Origin of the sequence: Alistipes sp. AF48-12, from assembly GCF_003477565.1 — a bacterium.
Classification (GTDB): Bacteria; Bacteroidota; Bacteroidia; order Bacteroidales; family Rikenellaceae; genus Alistipes_A; species Alistipes_A hominis.
Genome location: NZ_QUDJ01000004.1, coordinates 20,639 through 40,612, shown reverse-complemented (window position 1 = coordinate 40,612; position 19,974 = coordinate 20,639). Strand labels below are relative to the sequence as shown.

Sequence of the window (19,974 nt, the reverse complement as noted above, 5' to 3'; positions counted from 1 at the left end):
AATTTGCTACTTTTGTAATATGGATGTCCGGAATCAAATAATAGACAAACTGATAAAGGCCGGCGGGTTTTGGTCATACGACGAACGATCCGTCCGCCGGGCTGTTTCGGATGACCAGTTGATCGAAGCCACGCTCATAAAACTGGATCTCGACGACATAGACCGGCTTTTCGAGATCTTTTCTGTCCGGAAAATAAAGAGTGTCTGGTTGAAATCGATGGTCGTACAGGGAGACTATTACTACTCCCTGAACCGGTTTTTCGCATGGTATTATTTCGACATCCGCTGTCCCGATCGCTATCTTAAGTCAATGGTAACACGCCATCTTTCCCGACTGAACGCATGAAAGGAATCGCACGACATACGGAAGCGATCATCGGGCCTGTTTCCCGTCTCGACTGCCTGAACGGTTGGGTACTGGCCGGAGGCACTGCTCTTGCGGTTCAACTGGGTCACAGGCTGAGCGAGGACTTGGATTTCATGCGCTGGCAAACCTATAAAAATGAGCGTATGGATGTGGATTGGCCGGTAATTCGCAGACAGTTGGAAACGGTCGGAGAGATACAGTCGATGGATATTCTCGATCATAATCATGTCGAGTTCGTCGTATCGGGCGTGAAACTTTCTTTTTATGCCCGGGAAAGCAAAGCCCCTGTTATGAGGACGATTCCGTTTATGAACCATATCGTATTGGCGGATATGGGATCGATTGCGGCCATGAAAATGGAAGTGATGCTGCGGCGCAGTAAGTTCCGGGACTATTACGATCTGTATTGTATCTTCCGGAACGATGGCGACGTCATGAAATTTGTCAAAGCGGCCGGAGATTATTCCGGACATCTGCTTAAAAGTAAAAATATTCTTGCTATGCTAACCGATCACAGGCGTTTCGGCGAGGATCGTAATTTCGATCAGTTGGAGCCGGTCTATACCGTTACCCCGGAAGAGATTGAGACATACATCAAAAAATTATTGAAAAAATAAAAAGCTGCATACTTCTATTCCCCCCAAAAGAGCCTAAATAAAATCGTCCTGCAAAAATCATATTTACTTGCAGGACGATTTTGTTTTGCCTGTTTTTTTACTTAACCTGGGCAGAGAAACTTTTGGAAGGTTTGAAAGCCGGAATTTTGTGGGCGGGGACGATAAGGGTCGTGTTGGCCGAAATATTACGTGCGGTCTTTTCTGCCCGTTGTTTAAGTAAAAAAGTTCCGAATCCTCTCAAATAAACGGATTCCCCTTCTATCAGGGAGTTCCTGACCTGTTCCATGAAATTCTCCACTACTTCAAGAGCGGTGCTCTTATCTATGCCGGTCTGCTCAGAGATCCGACTAACGAGTTCTGCTTTCGTCATATCGCTTGTAATTTATATGTTTCGAATATTTCGTATCGTTCATATTTTCATTCAAATATACTCAATTATTTCATCTCGCTGACAACTATCGGGAAAATCAGTTTTCTCACCTCTTTTTCGGTTGTTTATATTTTGAGGATAACTTTTCCGGATATTCATCTCTTTACATATTATCATTCAATATCTTATAATATATAAATCATGTTTATACAGCATTAACCATCCGGAACTTTAATGGCTCCGGACTTTTTATTTAATCTAAAACCAACTGCTATGTACACATTACTGAAGACAGGCTTGTTGCTGTTCTTTCGTGAAAGTGACCTGCCGACCGGAACCGTTTCCGAAGCGCATCTCTCGGAACTGTTCGAAGAATTTATCCAAGAACTTACAGCTTATTCTTCCGATGACCGCAGAAGCATTATCGAGCGTTTGCGTTGCATGAGTTTTACACTCGGGCAGGTTTCCCTGCTCGAAAAACGAAAAAACAGAATTTCCGAATCTTTACTAACCGACTATATGGTAAGAACCTTGTTTCTGATCGACACGGAAGTCCGGTTGCTTCATCTCCGTCTGCGATACCCTCAATCCGGCATCGTGCCGGAAGTGAAAATCGAGTCCCCGTTGTATTTGTCGAAAGACTTGACCGTTACGGATCTGGTCGAACTGCTGTACGCTTTGCACCTGATCGGGGCTTTTCGTAAAAGCGACGGTTCGCGGATCGAGTTCTCGGTCGTTATCCACACCTTCGAAGAGGTGCTGCATATCCGGATAAAGAATTATGAGCGTTTCAAAAACGCAGCCGTCAACCGTAAAATTCGTCTTACCGGTTTTCTCGATCAACTCAAAGCGGCACTGACCGAGCGCAGCCAGCGATAGCATCGGTCCGCGTCTATAATCTACAAAACGAGGATCATAGAGATCTTCGTTTTTTCCGGCGCTTTCTCTCCGGACGGAAATCTTCCTCATAAGGTTCCGGATATTGCCCTTCCTCCAACGCCGTAGAGAAAATATCCAACGTATCGACAGCCTGCCCGATCAGCCGGGATTCGGCCTCCGTATCCATCGGATTCGGTTTCGGTATTTCCGTCGGCGAATCGGTTGCAGAAGACTCCGAAGATTCGCTGTCTGCAACGGGCCGTTCGTCGTTTTGTCCGGATACTTCCCGTTCCAGTTCATCGGCCGTATGCGCCCCGAACAGTTCATGGAAACGGTTTGCAGCGAACTCTTTGTTCCGTCCCAGTTTGGAGCCGTTAACGATCAATCCCCCGTTGTGTCGATGAACGTAATCCCGTAGATATGCCCTTGCGTATTTTGCCGGACGATGACCTGTACGCCCTCGGCCGATAGCGCCGCCGCAAATTCCGGCAGGCTCCGGGATTGTCGCATGGCGTCCCGGACGATCCCGCGCAGTCCTTCCATCCCGTCCGTATTCTTTTTGAGCCATTCGGCGCTTTTCGCATAGTGTTTTTCGATAGACCCGATTCCCGTATCGCGTCCGATCGCGCTCGATTTGATCGGTACTCCGACTTTGTCGCCGTTCTCGTCCAACGCGCTGTAAAGCATTCCGGCATACGGACGGCCGCCGATCTCGCCGCGCACTTCCTCCGCTTCGACTCGAAATAATTGCAATATATTGTTGTACTCCTTCAGAGTGCAAAACTTATAGCGGTCCGTAACGTTGCGGACGACGGATGCGATCTGGGCCTTCAGGCCGCTGCGCCGGTACTCCACTTTTCTCAGCGGTACGGTTCCTTCCCGTTCCTGCCGCTTCGTAGCACGACGCAGCCCGTATTCCTTTTCGATGGAACGGGTAATCGCTTTCGAGCGATACCGCTCGTTGCCGTCGTCGATCTTCTGTCCGTCCGGCCCGACGCGCACCGATACGATATGCAGGTGGGCCCGTGCGATGTCCCGGTGCAGGTAAACCACATAGGGCTGGTCGCCGTAGCCCATCCGCTGCATGTACTCCTCGGCGATGTCGGCCAACTGCTGTTCCGAAAGCCGGTCCTCGGGATGCGGGTTCAGCGAAGCGTGGAAGATCGTCTCCACGAAACGGCTGTTCTTTTTCGCATCGAGCCATGTCTGCATGACCCGTCTGCAATGTGCGGCGGTAAGCCGGGCGGGGTCTCCTCCCGGCGGAAGCATCCGGTTGCAGAAGATCACGCGGGCCCGCCCTCCGTCTATCTTGAGACGGTTGTACGCCAGTACGCCGTAAAGCGATTTTCCGGATGTTATTCGTCCGACCATCGTTTCTCGAACTCTTCGGCGAGTGTCAGAATTTGCTGCTGTAACTCCGTCATTTTCCTTGTTTCCTGCTCCAGCCGCCACAGCATACGGGCCGCAGAAGCGGCATCGTAGTTGTGATGGATGGCCTTCACGACCTGATTGTAATTGAGCCCGACTTTACGGATTTGGAAATGCAGATCGCCCAGCCGGGCGCAGAAATCCTGCGTCGCGGGATCGGTCTTTACGACCCGGAGCTCTCACCCGAAAAGCCGGGAGAGGATGAATCTGGATTTGTTGTCCGTACATCCCGACCGCTCCAGCATGTCCAGAAACCGTTTGTTCTGTGCCTCGTTGAGCTTGAAATTGTAGTGATACCTGCATGGATCGGCACTGCGGGGCCGTCCTTTGATCTTCTTTGCCATCGCATTTTTGATTTTGAGGTTTGACGACTTCGGAGTCGAACCCATCCCGGCCTCGTAGAAAGGGCGGAGGTTTCGGGGGCCGGATTTTCCGGCATACCGAAACACACCTTGCTATCGGCAGGCGCCGATAAAATCCGCCGGATGGCGGATTTGCCCGCGCGAGACCGACAGTCTCGCTTCCACGAAAGCGGCAGTAGGTTCGACCCGTGCAATGTTAGGCAGATTATCGGAGCCGGACAAGGATTCCGATCCGGCCATAGACGGCCTGCAACGGCCTCTACGAAGAACCTTTCGGGATTTCCGTTTTCTTCGCGTGCATGGCACGGATGCCATAACTGCCAGTCATGGTATGCATGACAGTCATGGTATGCAGTGCGGTCATGGAATACATGGCTGCCACGGTATAGATGGTATGCGTGGCAGCGAAGGCGTCTATGCCGAATATGGTATTGGTGGCATAGATGCTATGGATGGCAGAAACAACACCTCCGGCATAAACGGCGTATCCGGTATGGATGGTATTATTGGCATATCTGCTGTTTCCGGCACGGATGGCAGAACTGCCGGAGAAGGAAACGACATTCTTTTAACCGATCATAGTTATGGAACGGAAACCTGTTTTTATCTCCGTCTGCAATCAGAAAGGCGGAATCGGCAAATCGACCTTTACGGTACTGCTCGCCGACATCTTGCATTACATGGAAGGATACCGCGTATTGGTAGCCGACTGCGACTATCCTCAGAAAAGCATTTTCGACCAGCGCAAAAGGGAACTGGCCCTGCTCGACCGAAGCCCTCGTTACAAATCGTTGCTTGTCCGTCAGTTCGGAGTGACACACAGAGAGATCTGGCCGGTGATCGCCTCCGCCTCGGAAAGGGCTCTTACGGATGTGGACAGGCAGCTCGGTATGCTGAGAGAGCCGGTCGATTTCGTACTGTTCGACCTTCCGGGTACGGTCGGCACCCCGGGCGTCCTGCGGACGCTCTCCGCCATCGACCGGATATTCGTGCCGATGAAGGCGGACCGCTACGTGATGGAAAGCACGCTCGCGTTCGCCAAATCGGTCAATGACCATCTGGTCCGCAATTCGGACGTGCAGACCGCAGGCGTCCACCTGTTTTGGACGATGATCGACCGAAGGGAGCGGACTCCGCTGTACGACCTTTATGACAAGGCGTTGGAGAAACTCGGACTGCACCGGATGGAGACCCATATTCCCTACAGAAGCCGGTTCAGCAAGGAGCTCTCGGCGGAGGAAGGACCCGTCTTCCGTTCGACGATCCTGCTCCCTGAGAAAAGCTTTATCCGGGAATGCTGTCTCGACAGCCTGACCCATGAAATCGTCGAACTATCAGAACATAGCGCACATGGAAAGCAGGAAAAGAAATAGGAATTTTCCCGTCATAGACGAAGATATGCTGCGGGAAGCGGTCGGCGGACAGAGCGCCGAAGGCTCCATGCTGGAGATAGCGGAGCGAATACCTGCCGGGAATGAGGAACAGCCGGAGCTTCCTGCGATTCGCAGGCGGAGAATGACCCTGCCCGATTACGAAGCGACGTTTCTGAAACCGGTCCGGGTAAAAGTCCGGTCAGCACTGTATATCAGCGAAGAGACGCGCTGCAAGATCTCGGAGGTGGCACGGAAGATCGGCACGGGCAGAGTGTCCGTAATCGGATATGTGGAAAACATCCTCCGCAACCATCTGGAACTTTACAAAGAGGAGATCAACCGGCTGCACAGGGAAATAAACAAAGACGATCTTCTGTAGAAAAGGTGATACAAGATTAGATAACGGAAACGTTGGTCAATCGAATGACATCATGAACAGTGCAAGGTTAAGGCAGATTCGAAATTACGTTGTAAATTAATTATTTTTGTATTATCAGATTTCAGTATAAATTCGATATGAACGTACATGCTTTAATAATAGGAAATAATGAAATTATATTGCGCCTGCGGACTGTCCGTTAGCGGCCGAGATCGGAGTAACTGCACACATTATTTTTTAAGTTAAAGAAATTATTGACATATTTAACAAGTCAAAATGTTCTGTTAAAATTATTATTTTAGAACGCTTTATTAAAAACTGTAGTGTTCGGCATTTGCGGTTAAACGTTCTAATTGTTTTTTTCTGATGGATTGGCTCAGCCATGCATGTGCGTATTCGTTGTATATGTTCGTTGCAAAAATGCCCGCATCGTCACTTCCGATAATAACGTCCAGACCCTCATCAAGCCATTTTCGTAAATGGTGCTCAGCATGATTTTTATAGATGCCGATCCGTACGTTGCTGGTAGGGAGTGTCTCCAATGCTATCTTCCGATCCCTAACGATCTGTTTAAGGCTGTTCTGTATAAAATCGACAATCCCGTAAAAGCCCTCGTCCAAATCTACGAGGATATGTTTGTCATAATAATTGCTTCCCGAACGACTCTCCCGCTGTATCCAATAGTCCTCCATGATATCTGTGACAGTAGGGGGAATGTTCGCATTTTGGAAATTCTCCCATTCATCCGCATCGAAAGTCTCTTTTCCAGATAGGTCGCTAAACGAAGAATTTTGAATAAAAATGGGGTTCCATTTCCGATTCAACCATGCTGCAACGGCATCGTCTATATTGAGTTTTCTTCGGGGATAGACTTTCGAGAAATATTTGTTTAAGTCTGTTGCGATATTGGCTGGTATTTCCCGATGGTCTTCTCGGTATAAATGATAAATAAATAGCAGATTATCCAACCATTCTCCCTGTTTTATCCATATTTGGTTGCCTATACGTTCGCGCCATAAGGCATAATCCACACCCAACGCCACCGCATGTCCGATCCGGTCTTTATCGTTTAATGTTAAAAATTGAATGGCTTCATAAATGGCTCGCAAGCCACTGATAATATGGGAAAAATCCTCTCCGGCATGGAATGTAAAATGGCATTTATCAGGCAATGTTCTGCAAATTTTTCCATATGCAGACGCGAATACTTCCGGCGGAGCATCAAATTCACTGGCGGCAGCATCGATGCCTACCAACTTCTGCAAGTATAATGATTGATCTAAAGATTCTCCTGAATGTTCGCAAACCGGGCATCGTTGCCATATTGAATCCTTCCAAAGGCTCAATAGAGCTTGGGTTTGTCTCCATAATTTGTTTCGCAAAGATTCGTGGTAAAACGAATCGTCTTTATTTATCGGTTTTTTAATAAAATGTGCCACCAAACGCAATTCAGGATTGTGAGCCCTTTCTATCTTCCCGTCCTGCGTGAATAGCTGCCATCCCGTTCTGATTTTCCCGATCAACCGATTGATCTCTTTAGGAGTCTTTTTCGGAGCGAAACGTCCTTCCAGAATCTTGAAATGAGGTTCCCCGAGACGATTGCCGCATAGTTGGAAAAATCGTTGACGATAATCCGATTCCGAAAGTTTCCGTAAGTCGTTGTCTGCAATTTTTTGAAATTGCTGGAATCCGTTTTGCCGGATCTGCTGTACCAGAAAACGGTTCATGGTGCCTAAAATCAGCAGATAATGATGAAAACCCTGTGCCAGTTGCGGATATTTTTCTGCACTCTGTTTATTAGCTAACAGATTCAGTATTCGGACATACAACTGACATTCGTATTCTGTATCCGTATACTGTGTATCCCTACATGGCGCCAATGGGTGTTGTCCTCGAATAAGGTTCGATTCGTATTGTTCGATCCGAATATCAGAATCAGGATGAGACGGCTTTCTGGTAGCTTTATGATCGTGGTGAGCGATAATTTGGGTGAAATAATAACGCAATGCCCGGGCCTGCCTTAACAGTTGCGATAATTCATCTGCATTCCTGAATACGGATTCCTGCTCATTTTGCTCTTTGACAAGCACATGTTTAAGCGATTGCTTATAATGTTTTCGAAAAGCGTGAGGATCATTCAGAGCATCTTGCCAGACGATATCCGTTTCCGTCGATCCGTTCAGATGAATATGCAAGTCATTGAATCCTCCCGACCGTTTCTTTTGCTCGCGTAATTCCGATATGTCCGGCGATAGTAAAGCTGTATATTTGACATTTTGGAAACAAGAAGACGGAATAGCTATACCTTTATATTTGTTCCAAAGGAAGGCTGCAATTAACGGTAAAGGCGGACAAAAGGTGAGCAACTCCTGCCATTGGCCGAAACACTCGCTTGCGATATACATTTTAGAGTTTTTTTCCTGTATATAAATGGACGCAAGATTGCCGAGTCCTTGGGTCAACAGTTTGGGAAGCGAGTCGATCCCGCGCTCATCCAACTGTGCATCGAGCGCAGCCCGATACAGATGATCAGGCAATGTCGGATTGACTTCACGTTCATTCAGCAGCAAACGACGACGAATATCCGCCCATGACACAGAAGACCGTTCCTCGTAGTCACGGAGAGTCAACTTATCCATCAGGATCTGTCGTAAACACAAATCTACCATTTGTTACTGTTTTTTACTGCATTCAACACATCCGTAACGACCCGGTCGTATACCATCTTATTTGTGAAAATCTTTTTGATAGCCCTTTTTGTCTGTTCGAAATCCAGCTGGTCTTTGGTTAATCCTGTATGTTGGAAATATTGTATTAAAGCGTCGATATGTCCCTGATTATTAGCCCGAACACGGGTCTCAATCCTAATGGTGTTCTTGGTTTTCTTGGTTTCGCTGACACCTAAAATATTGAGTTGTTGAAGGTCGTTATATACGGAATATGCCGGTTGTATTCCTATTTGTTCCAATAAAGCAGGATCGAGATAGGCTTGGATGAAGGGGCAAGCCAACATAAACTCAAACAACGGACAGGATGTCGTTGTTTCAATATAGTTGTCAAAGAATATCTTGTCTGACCCGGTAGGGTTAGTCAGTGTTATGTGGGTTGTCGCATCTCGTTCCATGACTTCTTCCACCAATACGGCATTAAGGAAAACGACCAGTAATCTGTGAAATAGTTCAGCGACTTTCTGATTGGACTGGGGTTGGATGCGCATAAAGGAATAAGCGGTTCTGACCATGATTCTACCCAGCAAATAGGGCGGCAAAATATTTTTTTCACGACTATGCCAATTCCCTTTCCACCGGCTTATCAGAGATACAAATTCCCCGATTGTATTGTCTCTGCCCATATGCTCAGGGTCATCGTAATCTCCATCATCCGTAATGTCGTCGCGATTATTCTGATTGTGAGCCATGGGAAATTCCCGTAATTGGGCCAGACGGATCAATTCGTTTTGCATATCCTGCTCATTCTCACACTGGATAATCTCACCGATAGCTCCGATAAGATTGTAAAAAGAATAGAAAAGACGATTACGCCCCAATGGATCCTGCGCCCCGAAAGCCGGAAGCAGGCCTAATAGCCGGACGATTTCACGCTCGTTATTTCGATTAAAAACCTCATCCAGAGCAAGATCGTTCTCGTCACGTCTTTCTTTGGATCTGCTCCGCAACGATCTGAGCGGAATCAATCCGTTATGTGCTGCATCCTCATCATCGAACGACATGATATAGGCACTTTGTAAGGAAGCTATCTTTTTCAATCCATAATCGAACAGGCTACGGCTGTGCTTCACGAAATCCTGTATATTGGGAGATGTGCCGACCATCGGCCACCTTGTCGCTTTAGTAACGACATTGGAGACGCGTACGATGTGGTCGAACAACTCATAGGGATCGAGTGTCAGTTTCTCAGACAACACCGCTCCCAAAGCGACTACGGCTCCGTCCAGTGAAGGGTTGTTCAGTTTGGGGAAGAATTGACTGGCTTCGTCGAGTACATTATTATCCAGCAGGAAGCGTAAAAGATAAATATTGGCTAATCCGTATTCGTTCAGAAGCCCCCAGATATCTACCTTAGTGTAGCGAAGTTCATTATAAAACACATCGGATATTCCTTTTGCCAGGTTCTGCAATTTTATTCTGAGATCTTGTTCCTGATTTTGGGCCGGGGAGAAAAGCTGCAAGAGCGATAATTGTGTACGTAATGGCAGGCTGGTAAAAAATCGCACATATGATAATTGGGTGGTGTTACCTGAAATTCCCCATATGTCTTCCAGTTGCTTCGAATAATATTTTTCCAGTTCATTATCAGCATCGACACTGTCGATATAAATCTGAATTCTTTTAGTCGCCAGTTTTGAAGCCAAAGTCGATAAGGTAATGCGGTATTCCGGCTTCAGAAGTTTCATCATATACTGGCTCTCCAACTGCTCTACCAATTCCGGATATTTAACGGCATAGATGTTTTCCGGCTTGTCATATTCGTTTTTGAGCAATGCTTTCCCGAAATTTTTCCACTGTTTTTTCCGAACCAGAAAAGAATACAAGTCCAAATCGCCGCTGATGAATGTCAGTATATTGGGAGCTGTCAGATATTTGCGTAGAGTTTCCAATACAGGCCATCCTTTGGCAAAATCCGTATCAACATCATCGAAAGCTATTAGCAAAAAACGCTTTTCGAGTAATTGTAGAGAGTAAGTAATATATTTCCGAAAATATTCTTCCAACCGATTCGCCCCGCTGACCCGCCTTAATCCGTCGCGCATCACGAATGTGGTATCGTTCCAGTCGCTTGGATCCAGTCCTCCGTTGATGCCGTCCAACATAGGAAGACCTGCAGCCAGACTGTTCAGGCTTTCTTCCCATTGTTTATACTCCGCACTCTGCCTGAAAGAGGTCTCTTTATCTTGAATCTTTTTGTCCACCAACGCATCGATACGCTCCTTGACACGAGCTACAATATTGAGAAATATATGTCCTTTTTCCTCGATCAACGTCGGATCGACGATCTCCAAAACTGCGATTTTGGAATCCGAGTTATTTTCAATTTCAGCGATTAAAGTCTTTAAAAAAGATGTTTTTCCACTTCCTCGACTACCGGACAACGTTATGGTATGATGAACCCGTCGTTTGTCGATTGCAGGCTCTGTCTTGGGCGTTGACTCTGATTTGTTTTCTTGTTTAACTTCTTCTGTGAATCGATCTATCAAGCCCATACCTGCCGGAACTCCGCCCGATGTACCACATTCTTTTCTGTGAAGACTTGCTCGTGAATATCCTTCTCAGGCCGTAAAATAATTTGTTCGTCTGCCATAACTAAAAGCTACTTGTTGTGCAATAAATATAATTATTAATATTCAATTTCACAATAAGTTGAATGTAAAAACAAACATATTTTAGATGCTTGCAGGAATAATCCTTTTGAAGATGATGACAGAGGTGAGGGGATATTAGTCTTGTTCCTATTAATGTTACAAAAGATTATATAATCACATATTCGACTTCTCCGGGTCGGACTGCAAGTGATTCTCTTAAAAGGCAAAATAGCATAATATTATTGCCAAAATTGCTATCGGGGCAAAGGATATTACGAATGTCATAAAGCATAGATTCTACATTCAGAACGCAACAAAAGATGTTTTGACAAATGCAATAGCATCGCACATAGCAGCATTATCGAATGACATTCAATATAATCCAGATATTCCTGACGATAATCTATATGTGAATAAGTAAAATAGCCGCCGGCGGGCGGAATTCAGTCTCTTTTGCTGTTCCGAACCATTGCGCCTTTTCCTTCGAGGACATTTAATCTGACTATATAATCTTTTTCCGGCCATAGACGGCCTACCCCGGCCGGGGTGTACCAAATCCTCCGAAAGGTTGTTTCTTTGTCAGCGGAGCCGGCGATCCGTCTATCCGAACGAACGGACAGAACGGATTTCGCCCTCCGACACGAGTCATGAAAGCCATGCTGATCCTGTTGTTCGGTTATCTGTTTCTGGAACGTTTCCTGTTCCGGGGTAGTCTCGGACGGCTGTTCGTTCAGGGATGGCGGCGACTGCTCCGTAACGGATGGGACGCCCTGAGCAGGGCGTTACGGCTTCCGGCCGGAAGAAGGGAGAAGCAGACACAGTTAACGTGCCGCGATTGCCCTAAGCTTCTCCCTGACTCCGGTTCTCTGGTTCCGCATGTAAGCTATGCGGTCGGGTCCGAACCTCCGTACCACGAACGCACGGAGTGGAAGATGCCGTCCAAGCAGCGTCTTCGCACGAAGCGTCCCGAAGGTACGGACGAGATGATCGTCGGCACGTTCGACCCCGAAACGGGCGAGGAGATCGAACAGCGAAAAATCTCGCTGGCGGGATCGCAGTCCGTAAAGGAGGAGGTATCCCGGACGCTGGACGCTCTGTTCGAACAGGAGTTCATGCCTGAACCGCCCGATACGGACCCCGTTTCTGCAAATGCTCCGAAAGAAAGCATGCCATAGCTTATACACTGATAGTTTTCCTCTTTTCATCATCCGCCGCCGACCTTTTCCAATTTCCTGTACGCTGCTATCTCTACTGTTTTCTATTCTGCCCGCACTTTTTCTTCTCTTTTATTTCCTTATTCTTTCCCATTCATTCCCTTATTCGATTACAGCAATCCGATCCGTCCGGCCTTCGGCCTGAGGACGGCATGTCAAACCTTCAAATTTTTGCTCCAATGCAAAAACAAGTTGTTTTCAAGCGGCTCGCCGCGCTGTATTTTTTCGTGTCGTACGCCTGCCTGTGTCTGGCGCAGGGGAACGGCACTTCCGGCATCATGCAGGCCACTTCGATGGTGTCGTCCTACTTCGATCCGCTGACCAAGCTGATCTATGCCGTAGGGGCCGTCGTGGGACTGATCGGCGGCATAAAAGTGTACCAGAAGTTCAGCTCGGGAGATCCGGATACGTCAAAGACAGCGGCTTCGTGGTTCGGAGCCTGCATCTTCCTCGTTATCGCGGGAACCGTCCTGCGCTCCTTTTTCCTGTAAAACTATGACGGCTTACAACATCAACAAAGGCATCGGCCGCGAGGTCGAGTTCCATGGCGCGCACGTAATGGTTCTTTGGCAAATGCGTCGATAGCAAGACGTTAGGCAAGTGTTCGATAGCCTATCATCGATCGGCTTATCCGAAAGGGAAACCGGACGGGGAGTATAGCCTGCCGATAAACTGATAAGTCATACAGTTACCAAGTATGCGACTGAATCAGGAGATGAAAGATAGATACGAGGATAAAGTCTGGATTGATTGAACGATAGTCCAAGTGGCACAACTCGAAACTGTGGCGGAAGGTAACTACAGACGCCATACTGTAACACACTCGATTCGACCTTGGAGGGTTGGGTGCAGAACAGGTTACAGCACAACTGCGATAAGCAGAAACGGGCGAAAGTCGTATCCGACAATCTATCAAAGCTATGTTGCCGAAGAATTAAACGTGGATTGCCTAACCCGGAATGCCGAAAGCTATTAGGTTTCAGACCTATGAAAATCCGGTATGGCAACGGAGCCACCGTAGTAGTCCGAGCGAGGGAAAGCCTCGTACATGGCGAAGGGTGGCAGCTAACATTTTTAATACAAATTAACGGATAATGTGTGAGACATTATGAGAAATCCAGAGAGAGTATTAAACAGTCTGTCAGAGCACAGCAAAGTTTCGAGCTACAAGTTTGAACGGCTCTACAGGGTTCTATTCAATTCGGAGATGTTTCTCCTCGCCTACCATAATATACAAGGTAGGCAGGGAAATATGACGGAAGGTTCCGACGGTAAAACTATCGACGGAATGAGCCTGAAACGGATTGAAAATTTGATTGATGCGCTCAAAGATGAGTCGTACCAACCAAAACCGGCAAGAAGGATGTACATCCCGAAGAAAAACGGGAACATGCGACCTCTCGGCATACCGTCTATCGACGACAAATTAGTGCAGGAGGTATTGCGAATGCTGTTGGAAGCAATTTATGAAGGTAGTTTTGAGAACACCTCGCACGGCTTCCGACCCAAACGCAGCTGCCACACCGCACTGATACAGGTGCAGAAGAATTTTACTGCGGCCAAGTGGTTTATCGAGGGCGACATTGAAGGATTCTTCGATAACATCAACCATGATGTACTTATCGGAATCTTGAAAGAACGTATCGCAGACGACCGCTTTATCCGGCTAATGTGGAAATTTTTGAAAGCTGGCTACATCGAAGATTGGACATTTCATAGAACATACAGCGGAACACCGCAAGGTGGCATCATTAGCCCGATACTGGCTAATATCTATCTCGACAAGCTGGATAAGTACATGAAAGAGTATGCCTGTCAATTCGATAGAGGCGACAGACGGGCAATGAACCTTGAGTACAAACGGTATTCCAGGAAAATTTGGTGGCTCGGCACAAAGCTGAAGCAAACCAAGGATAAAGATACTCGGAAGGAACTGATTGACGCGATTAAGCAACATCAGAAAAACAGGATGCACTTACCCTCTGTCGATGAAATGGACGAGGGATATAGACGGATTAAGTATGTGAGGTATGCCGATGATTTTATTATCGGAGTGATTGGCAGTAAATCGGACTGTGAGGCCATCAAAGAGGATATTAAGAATTTCCTCGGCGAGAAACTGAAATTGACGCTCTCCGAAGAAAAGACCTTAATCACGCACGGCAATAGAAAGGCAAAATTCCTCGGCTATGAAATCTATGTCCGACCATTCACGGATAAGACGTTAAGAGGCGAGAAATCGGGAGTACTTATTAAGGCTTACGGCAAAAAGGTAGTGTTGGAAGTGCCAATGTTCACAATGCGGGATAAACTTCTCTACTACGAGGCGATGGAAATTCATCAATTCGAGGGTAAAGCGAAATGGAAACCCACAAGCCGGACAAAGTTGCTACATCTGGACGACCTCGAAATACTGGATGCCTATAACAGAGAAATCCGAGGTTTTGCAAACTATTTTTCTATCGCAAATAACAGTTCACACCTGAATTCTTTCAAGTACATCATGCAATACAGTCTGTATAAGACTTTTGCACGAAAGTACAGTACGACAGCCCGAAAGATTATCGCAAAGTATCGACATCACAAAGATTTTGCGGTTTTCTATGAGGACAAGAAAGGAGGAAAGAAGATGCGGGTATTCTTCAACGGGAGCTTTAAGCGTAAAACAACCGCGATGGACGCGAGTTGTGATTATGTAGCCAACACGATTTTCAATACCACTGTATCAAGCCTTATACAAAGGTTAAAAGCGGGTAAGTGTGAATTGTGTGGCGCAACGGAAAACATTGAAATACACCACGTCAAAAGACTCAAAGACTTAAAAGGCAAAGAGCCATGGAAAATCCAAATGATTGGACGTCAGAGAAAGACGTTAGCTGTATGTATTCCCTGTCACAACAAGATACATCACGGGATAATAGACTGAATATGTTAGTGGAGAGCCGTGTGCGCCGAGAGGTGCAAGCACGGTTCGGAGGCGAGTTCTTGGAAACCTACCGTAGAAATACGGCAAGGCACCGGGTTCTTAGCCTACGCCTGAAGGCCCAGTACCTGTTCTACTTCGCGGGTGGACTGCTCGGGGATTTTCTGCTGGTGATCGTGCTCTACATGATGAACGTCGGTCAGTTGTTCTGCATCCTGCTCGGCGTCGCGCTGGGCGCTGCGCTCGTGGCGCTCACCTTCCGGCTCAATGCCCGTTACGGCAGCTTCGGACTGCTCAAGGAGGCGGCCCGCAGACGCAGGCCCCGACGGATCGTCCACCGCAGGGATGTACGCCGGCTGCTTGTCCGCCCTTCCGTTCCGTTTCACCTTTAATTTCCGGACTTACGATGCGAAGCATACTGAAAACCGCAACATTGGAGAACAAATTCCCGATCCTCTCCGTCGAGAAGGGGTGCATCCTCAGCAAGGAGGCCGACGTTACGGTCGCCTTCCGGATAACGCTCCCGGAGCTCTTTACGGTCACGTCCGCCGAATACGAGGCGATGCACTCCTGCTGGGTCAAGGCGCTGAAGATTCTGCCGCCGCACACCGTCGTACACAAGCAGGATTGGTTCATCGGGGAGCGTTACCGCGCGGAGTCGGACGACATGCCGGAGAGCTTTCTTTCGCGCAGCTTCGAACGGCACTTTTTCGAACGTCCCTATCTGCACCACGACTGCTATCTTTTCGTTACGAAGACCACGCGCGAGCGGATGCGTACCCGGAGCGACTTCTCGACGCTCTGCCGGGGATTCCTCGTTCCCAAAGAGGTCCGCGACCCGGAAACCGTAACCCGCTTTCTCGACGCCGTAAGTCAGGCCGTCGGTATTCTGAACGAGAGCGGCCTGTTCCATCTGGAGCGTCTCACGACCGACGAGATCGCAGGAACTCCGCAATGTACGGGCCTTCTCGGCCGCTACCTGGCCCTGAGCCGGAGCCCGCGGGCCGTACTCGAAGACATGCGCCTCGATCCGGGAGAGATGCGCGTGGGCGACAAGCGCCTCTGCCTGCATACGCTGAGCGATCTGGACGATTTGCCTCAAGGCGTCGATACGGACGTCCGCTACGAGCGGCTTTCCACCGACCGGTCGGACTGCCGGCTCTCGTTCGCCGCACCTGTAGGGCTGTTGCTCGGATGCAATCATATCTATAACCAGTTCGTGTTTCTGGACGATGCGGACGAGACCCTCCGCCGTTTCGAGCGGACGGCCCGCAACATGAACTCCCTGTCGCGTTACAGCCGGGCCAATGCGCTCAACAAGGAGTGGATCGACGCCTTTCTGAACGAGGCGCACGACGAGAGCCTGCTCCCAGTACGCTGTCATTGCCATGTGCTGTCGTGGTCGGAAAGTGCGGAGGAACTCAAGCGCGTCCGCAACGAGGTCGGGGCCCAGCTCGCCCTGATGGGCTGTACGCCGCATCACAATACGGTGGACGTGCCTACGCTGTTCTGGGCTGCGATTCCGGGCAACGAGGCGGATTTCCCGGCCGAAGAATCGTTCCACACCTTCCTCGAACAGGCCCTTTGCTTCTTTACGGCCGAAACGAACTACCGCAGCAGCCCCTCACCATTCGGCATCAAGATGGTGGACCGCCTGACGGGGGTACCCATTCATCTGGATATTTCAGATTTGCCTATGAAACAGGGCGTTACGACGAATCGGAATAAATTCTGTCTCGGACCGTCGGGCAGCGGTAAGAGTTTCATCCTCAATCATATAGTTCGTCAGTATTACGAGCAGGGTGCCCATATGGTGATCGTCGATGTGGGAAATTCCTACAAGGGTCTCTGCGAGCTGGTCAACAAGAAGACGGGAGGCCGGGACGGGATCTATTTCACCTACACGGACGAAGAACCGATCTGTTTCAATCCCTTTTATACCAACGACGGGGTGTTCGACATCGAGAAGCGGGAGAGCATCAAGACGCTGATCCTGACCTTGTGGAAACGGGACGACGAACCGCCGTCGCGTTCCGAGGAAGTCGCCCTGTCGAATGCCGTAAACCTCTATCTGGAGCATATCGGCCGACACCCCGAACACAAGCCCTCCTTCAACGGTTTCTACCGATTCGTAGGACGGGACTACCGCCGCCTGCTGCGCCAGAAAAACGTCCGGGAAAAGGATTTCGACATCGACAACTTCCTGACGGTGCTCGAACCTTACTACGAAGGCGGAGAGTACGACTACCTGCTCAACTCGGACAAGGAGCTGGATTTGCTTCATAAACGATTCATCGTCTTCGAGTTGGATAATATCAAAGATCACAAAATCCTGCTTCCGATCGTGACGATCATCATCATGGAAACTTATATCGGCAAGATGCGGAGGCTCAAAGGCGTGCGTAAGGTGATTCTGATCGAAGAGTGCTGGAAAGCCCTCACCTCGGCCAATATGAGCGAGTATATTCGCTACCTCTATAAAACCGTCCGTAAGTATTTCGGCGAGGCGGTCATCGTTACGCAGGAAGTGGACGACATCATCTCGTCGCCCATCGTCAAGGAGACGATCATCAACAACGCCGACTGCAAGATCCTGCTGGACCAGCGCAAATACATCAACAAATTCGATCAGATTCAGACCTTGCTGGGCCTGACGGAGAAGGAGAAGGCGCAAATACTCTCGATCAACCTTTCGAACGACCCTTCCCGACACTACAAGGAGGTGTGGATCGGATTGGGAGGCGTACAGTCGGCCGTCTATGCCACCGAGGTCTCGGACGAAGAATACTTATGTTACACCACTGAAGAGAGCGAAAAGGCCGAGGTGTTCGCTTTGGCCGAAAAGCTGGACGGCAATCTGGAGGCTGCGATCCGTCAGTTGGCCCGAAAACGCCGAATGAAATCCGATCCGCTATGAGAACCGTTCGTATAACTCTCTATGCGCTCTGCCTGTGCGCGTTTGCAGCGGCCGTCGTGTTCCTCGTGCGGGAATACCGGAAGACCGAACGCCTCGATGCGGTATGCGGGGTATGGATCGCCGCGGATAACCGTTCCACCCTCCGGATCGAGCGGTACGGACGCAAGCACCTGATCGTCGTAAAACGCCTCGACGGACGCGGCCGTATCCGGGAAGCGTGTCACGAACTTTTCTACCGGGGCTGTATCGGTTATCGAAACGCCTCGGGCCGGCGCGTCGATCTGTTCACTACGCCCCGCAAGGATGCGCTGCTGATGATTCCCGGCGGCAGTTACCGTCGCCTGTCTCTCGAAACGAACCCTTAAAACCCTTATAATCCATGGCAAAAAGAAAAAACGAAGCCGGGGAGTTTCCCGGACTGTTGGCCCTGATGCGTCGGGGCATAGACTTCGGAAATTTGTTCGTCGATACGGCGGCTTCCCTGTGCGACGAGACGCAGAACGACCGGATCTGCGGCAGTTGGATCGCCCGCGAGGGCAACCGCGGTCTGTTGATCCGCAAGCAGGGGGCGGGCTATACGGCCCTGCTGTGCGACACCTCGCGCTGTTACAAGCAGATCGAGCGGGAGCTATACGTCGTCTTCCGGCGCGGCCGTCTGACAGTGCTCGCCGACGACGGTTCCCCGGGCAGCGAACAGTTCTGTTACGATTCCCACACCGGGCTGCTGAGAGCCGGTACGCTCGGCCTGTTCGAAGCCGAGGACGAGGTATTGCGCCGCGCGGCATGTGAAACCGATTTTAACCGATTCTCCTATGACGAAATCTAAGAAATACGGCCAGATCCTTCATGCCATCGACTCGATGCTCAGTATGTTGAGCACTCCCCGGCACGAGTTCGTGCGAATGGAAGCCTCCGATCGGGAGGCCCTGTGCGGCGTGTGGAAACAGACCGAAGAGGGTTCCGTGAGTCAGGTATGCGAACAGCAGGGCCGTTTTTACTGGGTGAGGCGCAGCGGCAATCCGCTCAATGGACATCGGCGTACGCGAAGTATCGAAATCATGCAGGACGCCGAAGGAAACCTCTTCTTAGACGACTTTCGTGAAAGCGCCCTGCTGCTCGACCGGGACGAAGACCGGATGCAGATCGAGGGATACGGCACATTCAAACGACAAAACGGATAACCATGAAAAAGAGAACCGAACGCGTGCTCCTCTGCCTTTTCGTTCTGCTGTGCGGCACGAAGGCGAGCGCCCAATGGACCGTATTCGACCCGTCTAATCTGGTGCAGAGCATCATCAACTCGACCAACGAGATGGTCGAGACCTCCTCTACGGCGGCCACGATGCTTAAGAACTTCGAGGAGACCGCCCGCATTTACCAACAGGGCAAGCAATATTACGACAAACTCAAAAGCGTCAGCAACCTGGTCAAAAACGCCCGCAAGGCACAGCAGTGCGTTCTGCTGGTCGGTGAGATATCAGACATCTACATGGACGGCTACCGACGGATGCTCTCCGACGATAACTTTTCGCAGAAGGAACTTTCGGCGATCGCCTACGGATACACCCGGCTGTTGCAGGAGAGCACCCATGCCTTGCAGGATCTGAAGGAGATTGTCAATCCAACGGAGATGAGTATGACCGACAAGGACCGCCTCGACGTCATCGAACGGGTTCATGCCGGGCTGCTGCGCTGCCGGAGCCTCACGGCCTACTATACGCGCAAAAACATCTCGGTATCCCTGCTGCGCTCGCGCAAAAAGGATAATACGGAGCGTATCATGGCCCTTTACGGAGGCAGCGAAGGAGAAAAGTATTGGTAAGAA

19 protein-coding genes and 1 pseudogene are annotated in these 19,974 nt (G+C 49.4%); 14 read left to right on the top strand and 6 right to left on the bottom strand.

What is annotated here, in order from left to right; all coding sequences use genetic code 11:
* The first annotated feature begins 19 nt into the window (after positions 1-19).
* The gene (locus DW082_RS03490) at positions 20-346 is read left to right on the top strand and encodes a hypothetical protein (RefSeq protein WP_118457367.1); all 327 of its coding nucleotides are present in this window, start codon (positions 20-22) and stop codon (positions 344-346) included.
* Positions 343-984 carry a nucleotidyl transferase AbiEii/AbiGii toxin family protein gene (locus tag DW082_RS03485; protein ID WP_118457365.1) on the top strand — a complete coding sequence of 214 codons (642 nt, stop codon included), beginning with the start codon at positions 343-345 and terminating at the stop codon, positions 982-984. The genes DW082_RS03490 and DW082_RS03485 overlap by 4 nt, the downstream gene beginning before the upstream one ends.
* Before the next feature lie 97 nt (positions 985-1,081).
* Here DW082_RS03485 and DW082_RS03480 read toward each other — a convergent pair whose 3' ends face one another.
* Positions 1,082-1,354, bottom strand: a complete 273-nt coding sequence (locus DW082_RS03480) for an HU family DNA-binding protein (protein WP_118457363.1) — start codon at positions 1,352-1,354, stop codon at positions 1,082-1,084.
* A gap of 273 nt (positions 1,355-1,627) precedes the next feature.
* On the opposite strand from DW082_RS03480, the gene DW082_RS03475 reads away from it, so the two are divergent.
* Positions 1,628-2,233, top strand: a complete 606-nt coding sequence (locus DW082_RS03475; RefSeq protein WP_182424080.1) for an RteC domain-containing protein — start codon at positions 1,628-1,630, stop codon at positions 2,231-2,233.
* A gap of 34 nt (positions 2,234-2,267) precedes the next feature.
* Here DW082_RS03475 and DW082_RS03470 read toward each other — a convergent pair whose 3' ends face one another.
* The 3 genes and pseudogenes from DW082_RS03470 to DW082_RS14900 all read right to left on the bottom strand — a co-directional run bounded on the left by DW082_RS03470 (position 2,268) and on the right by DW082_RS14900 (position 4,005).
* The gene (locus DW082_RS03470; protein WP_118457359.1) at positions 2,268-2,618 is read right to left on the bottom strand and encodes a hypothetical protein; all 351 of its coding nucleotides are present in this window, start codon (positions 2,616-2,618) and stop codon (positions 2,268-2,270) included.
* Positions 2,615-3,604 (bottom strand): relaxase/mobilization nuclease domain-containing protein, encoded by a 990-nt coding sequence (locus DW082_RS03465; protein WP_118457357.1) that lies wholly within the window; start codon positions 3,602-3,604, stop codon positions 2,615-2,617. Before DW082_RS03465 ends, DW082_RS03470 begins: the two co-directional genes overlap by 4 nt.
* Positions 3,589-4,005 (bottom strand): annotated as a pseudogene (locus DW082_RS14900) (hypothetical protein). The gene DW082_RS03465 and the pseudogene DW082_RS14900 overlap by 16 nt, the downstream one beginning before the upstream one ends.
* Before the next feature lie 602 nt (positions 4,006-4,607).
* Here DW082_RS14900 and DW082_RS03455 point away from each other — a divergent pair.
* Together DW082_RS03455 and DW082_RS03450 are read left to right on the top strand one after the other, a co-directional pair.
* A complete protein-coding gene (locus DW082_RS03455) occupies positions 4,608-5,396 on the top strand; it encodes a ParA family protein (RefSeq protein WP_118457353.1) in 789 nt (262 codons plus the stop codon).
* Positions 5,374-5,775 carry a DUF3408 domain-containing protein gene (locus DW082_RS03450; RefSeq protein WP_182424078.1) on the top strand — a complete coding sequence of 134 codons (402 nt, stop codon included), beginning with the start codon at positions 5,374-5,376 and terminating at the stop codon, positions 5,773-5,775. Before DW082_RS03455 ends, DW082_RS03450 begins: the two co-directional genes overlap by 23 nt.
* Positions 5,776-6,086: 311 nt before the next feature.
* Here DW082_RS03450 and DW082_RS03445 read toward each other — a convergent pair whose 3' ends face one another.
* A complete protein-coding gene (locus tag DW082_RS03445) occupies positions 6,087-8,444 on the bottom strand; it encodes a hypothetical protein (RefSeq protein WP_118457349.1) in 2,358 nt (785 codons plus the stop codon).
* Positions 8,438-10,996, bottom strand: a complete 2,559-nt coding sequence (locus tag DW082_RS03440) for a hypothetical protein (protein ID WP_118457347.1) — start codon at positions 10,994-10,996, stop codon at positions 8,438-8,440. The genes DW082_RS03445 and DW082_RS03440 overlap by 7 nt, the downstream gene beginning before the upstream one ends.
* Before the next feature lie 755 nt (positions 10,997-11,751).
* On the opposite strand from DW082_RS03440, the gene DW082_RS03435 reads away from it, so the two are divergent.
* The 9 genes from DW082_RS03435 (at position 11,752) to DW082_RS03395 (ending at position 19,971) form a co-directional block, all read left to right on the top strand.
* Positions 11,752-12,270 carry a hypothetical protein gene (locus tag DW082_RS03435; RefSeq protein ID WP_147386953.1) on the top strand — a complete coding sequence of 173 codons (519 nt, stop codon included), beginning with the start codon at positions 11,752-11,754 and terminating at the stop codon, positions 12,268-12,270.
* 218 nt (positions 12,271-12,488) lie between these two features.
* Entirely contained in the window at positions 12,489-12,800 is a 312-nt protein-coding gene (locus DW082_RS03430; RefSeq protein ID WP_118457343.1) for a DUF4134 domain-containing protein, read from the top strand.
* 617 nt (positions 12,801-13,417) lie between these two features.
* Complete coding sequence (gene ltrA / locus DW082_RS03425) at positions 13,418-15,235, top strand: group II intron reverse transcriptase/maturase (RefSeq protein ID WP_061436652.1); 1,818 nt, start codon at positions 13,418-13,420, stop codon at positions 15,233-15,235.
* Between the two features lie 2 nt (positions 15,236-15,237).
* Positions 15,238-15,624 (top strand): DUF4133 domain-containing protein, encoded by a 387-nt coding sequence (locus DW082_RS03420; RefSeq protein WP_118457341.1) that lies wholly within the window; start codon positions 15,238-15,240, stop codon positions 15,622-15,624.
* A gap of 14 nt (positions 15,625-15,638) precedes the next feature.
* A complete protein-coding gene (locus tag DW082_RS03415; RefSeq protein ID WP_118457339.1) occupies positions 15,639-18,149 on the top strand; it encodes a TraG family conjugative transposon ATPase in 2,511 nt (836 codons plus the stop codon).
* Positions 18,146-18,514, top strand: a complete 369-nt coding sequence (locus tag DW082_RS03410) for a hypothetical protein (RefSeq protein ID WP_101573000.1) — start codon at positions 18,146-18,148, stop codon at positions 18,512-18,514. Before DW082_RS03415 ends, DW082_RS03410 begins: the two co-directional genes overlap by 4 nt.
* A 14-nt stretch (positions 18,515-18,528) precedes the next feature.
* Positions 18,529-18,975 carry a hypothetical protein gene (locus DW082_RS03405; RefSeq protein ID WP_101573002.1) on the top strand — a complete coding sequence of 149 codons (447 nt, stop codon included), beginning with the start codon at positions 18,529-18,531 and terminating at the stop codon, positions 18,973-18,975.
* Positions 18,962-19,330 carry a hypothetical protein gene (locus DW082_RS03400; RefSeq protein ID WP_101573004.1) on the top strand — a complete coding sequence of 123 codons (369 nt, stop codon included), beginning with the start codon at positions 18,962-18,964 and terminating at the stop codon, positions 19,328-19,330. Before DW082_RS03405 ends, DW082_RS03400 begins: the two co-directional genes overlap by 14 nt.
* A gap of 2 nt (positions 19,331-19,332) precedes the next feature.
* Positions 19,333-19,971: a DUF4141 domain-containing protein gene (locus DW082_RS03395; protein ID WP_118457337.1), complete on the top strand. Its 639-nt coding sequence runs from the start codon at positions 19,333-19,335 to the stop codon at positions 19,969-19,971.
* Positions 19,972-19,974 lie beyond the last annotated feature (3 nt).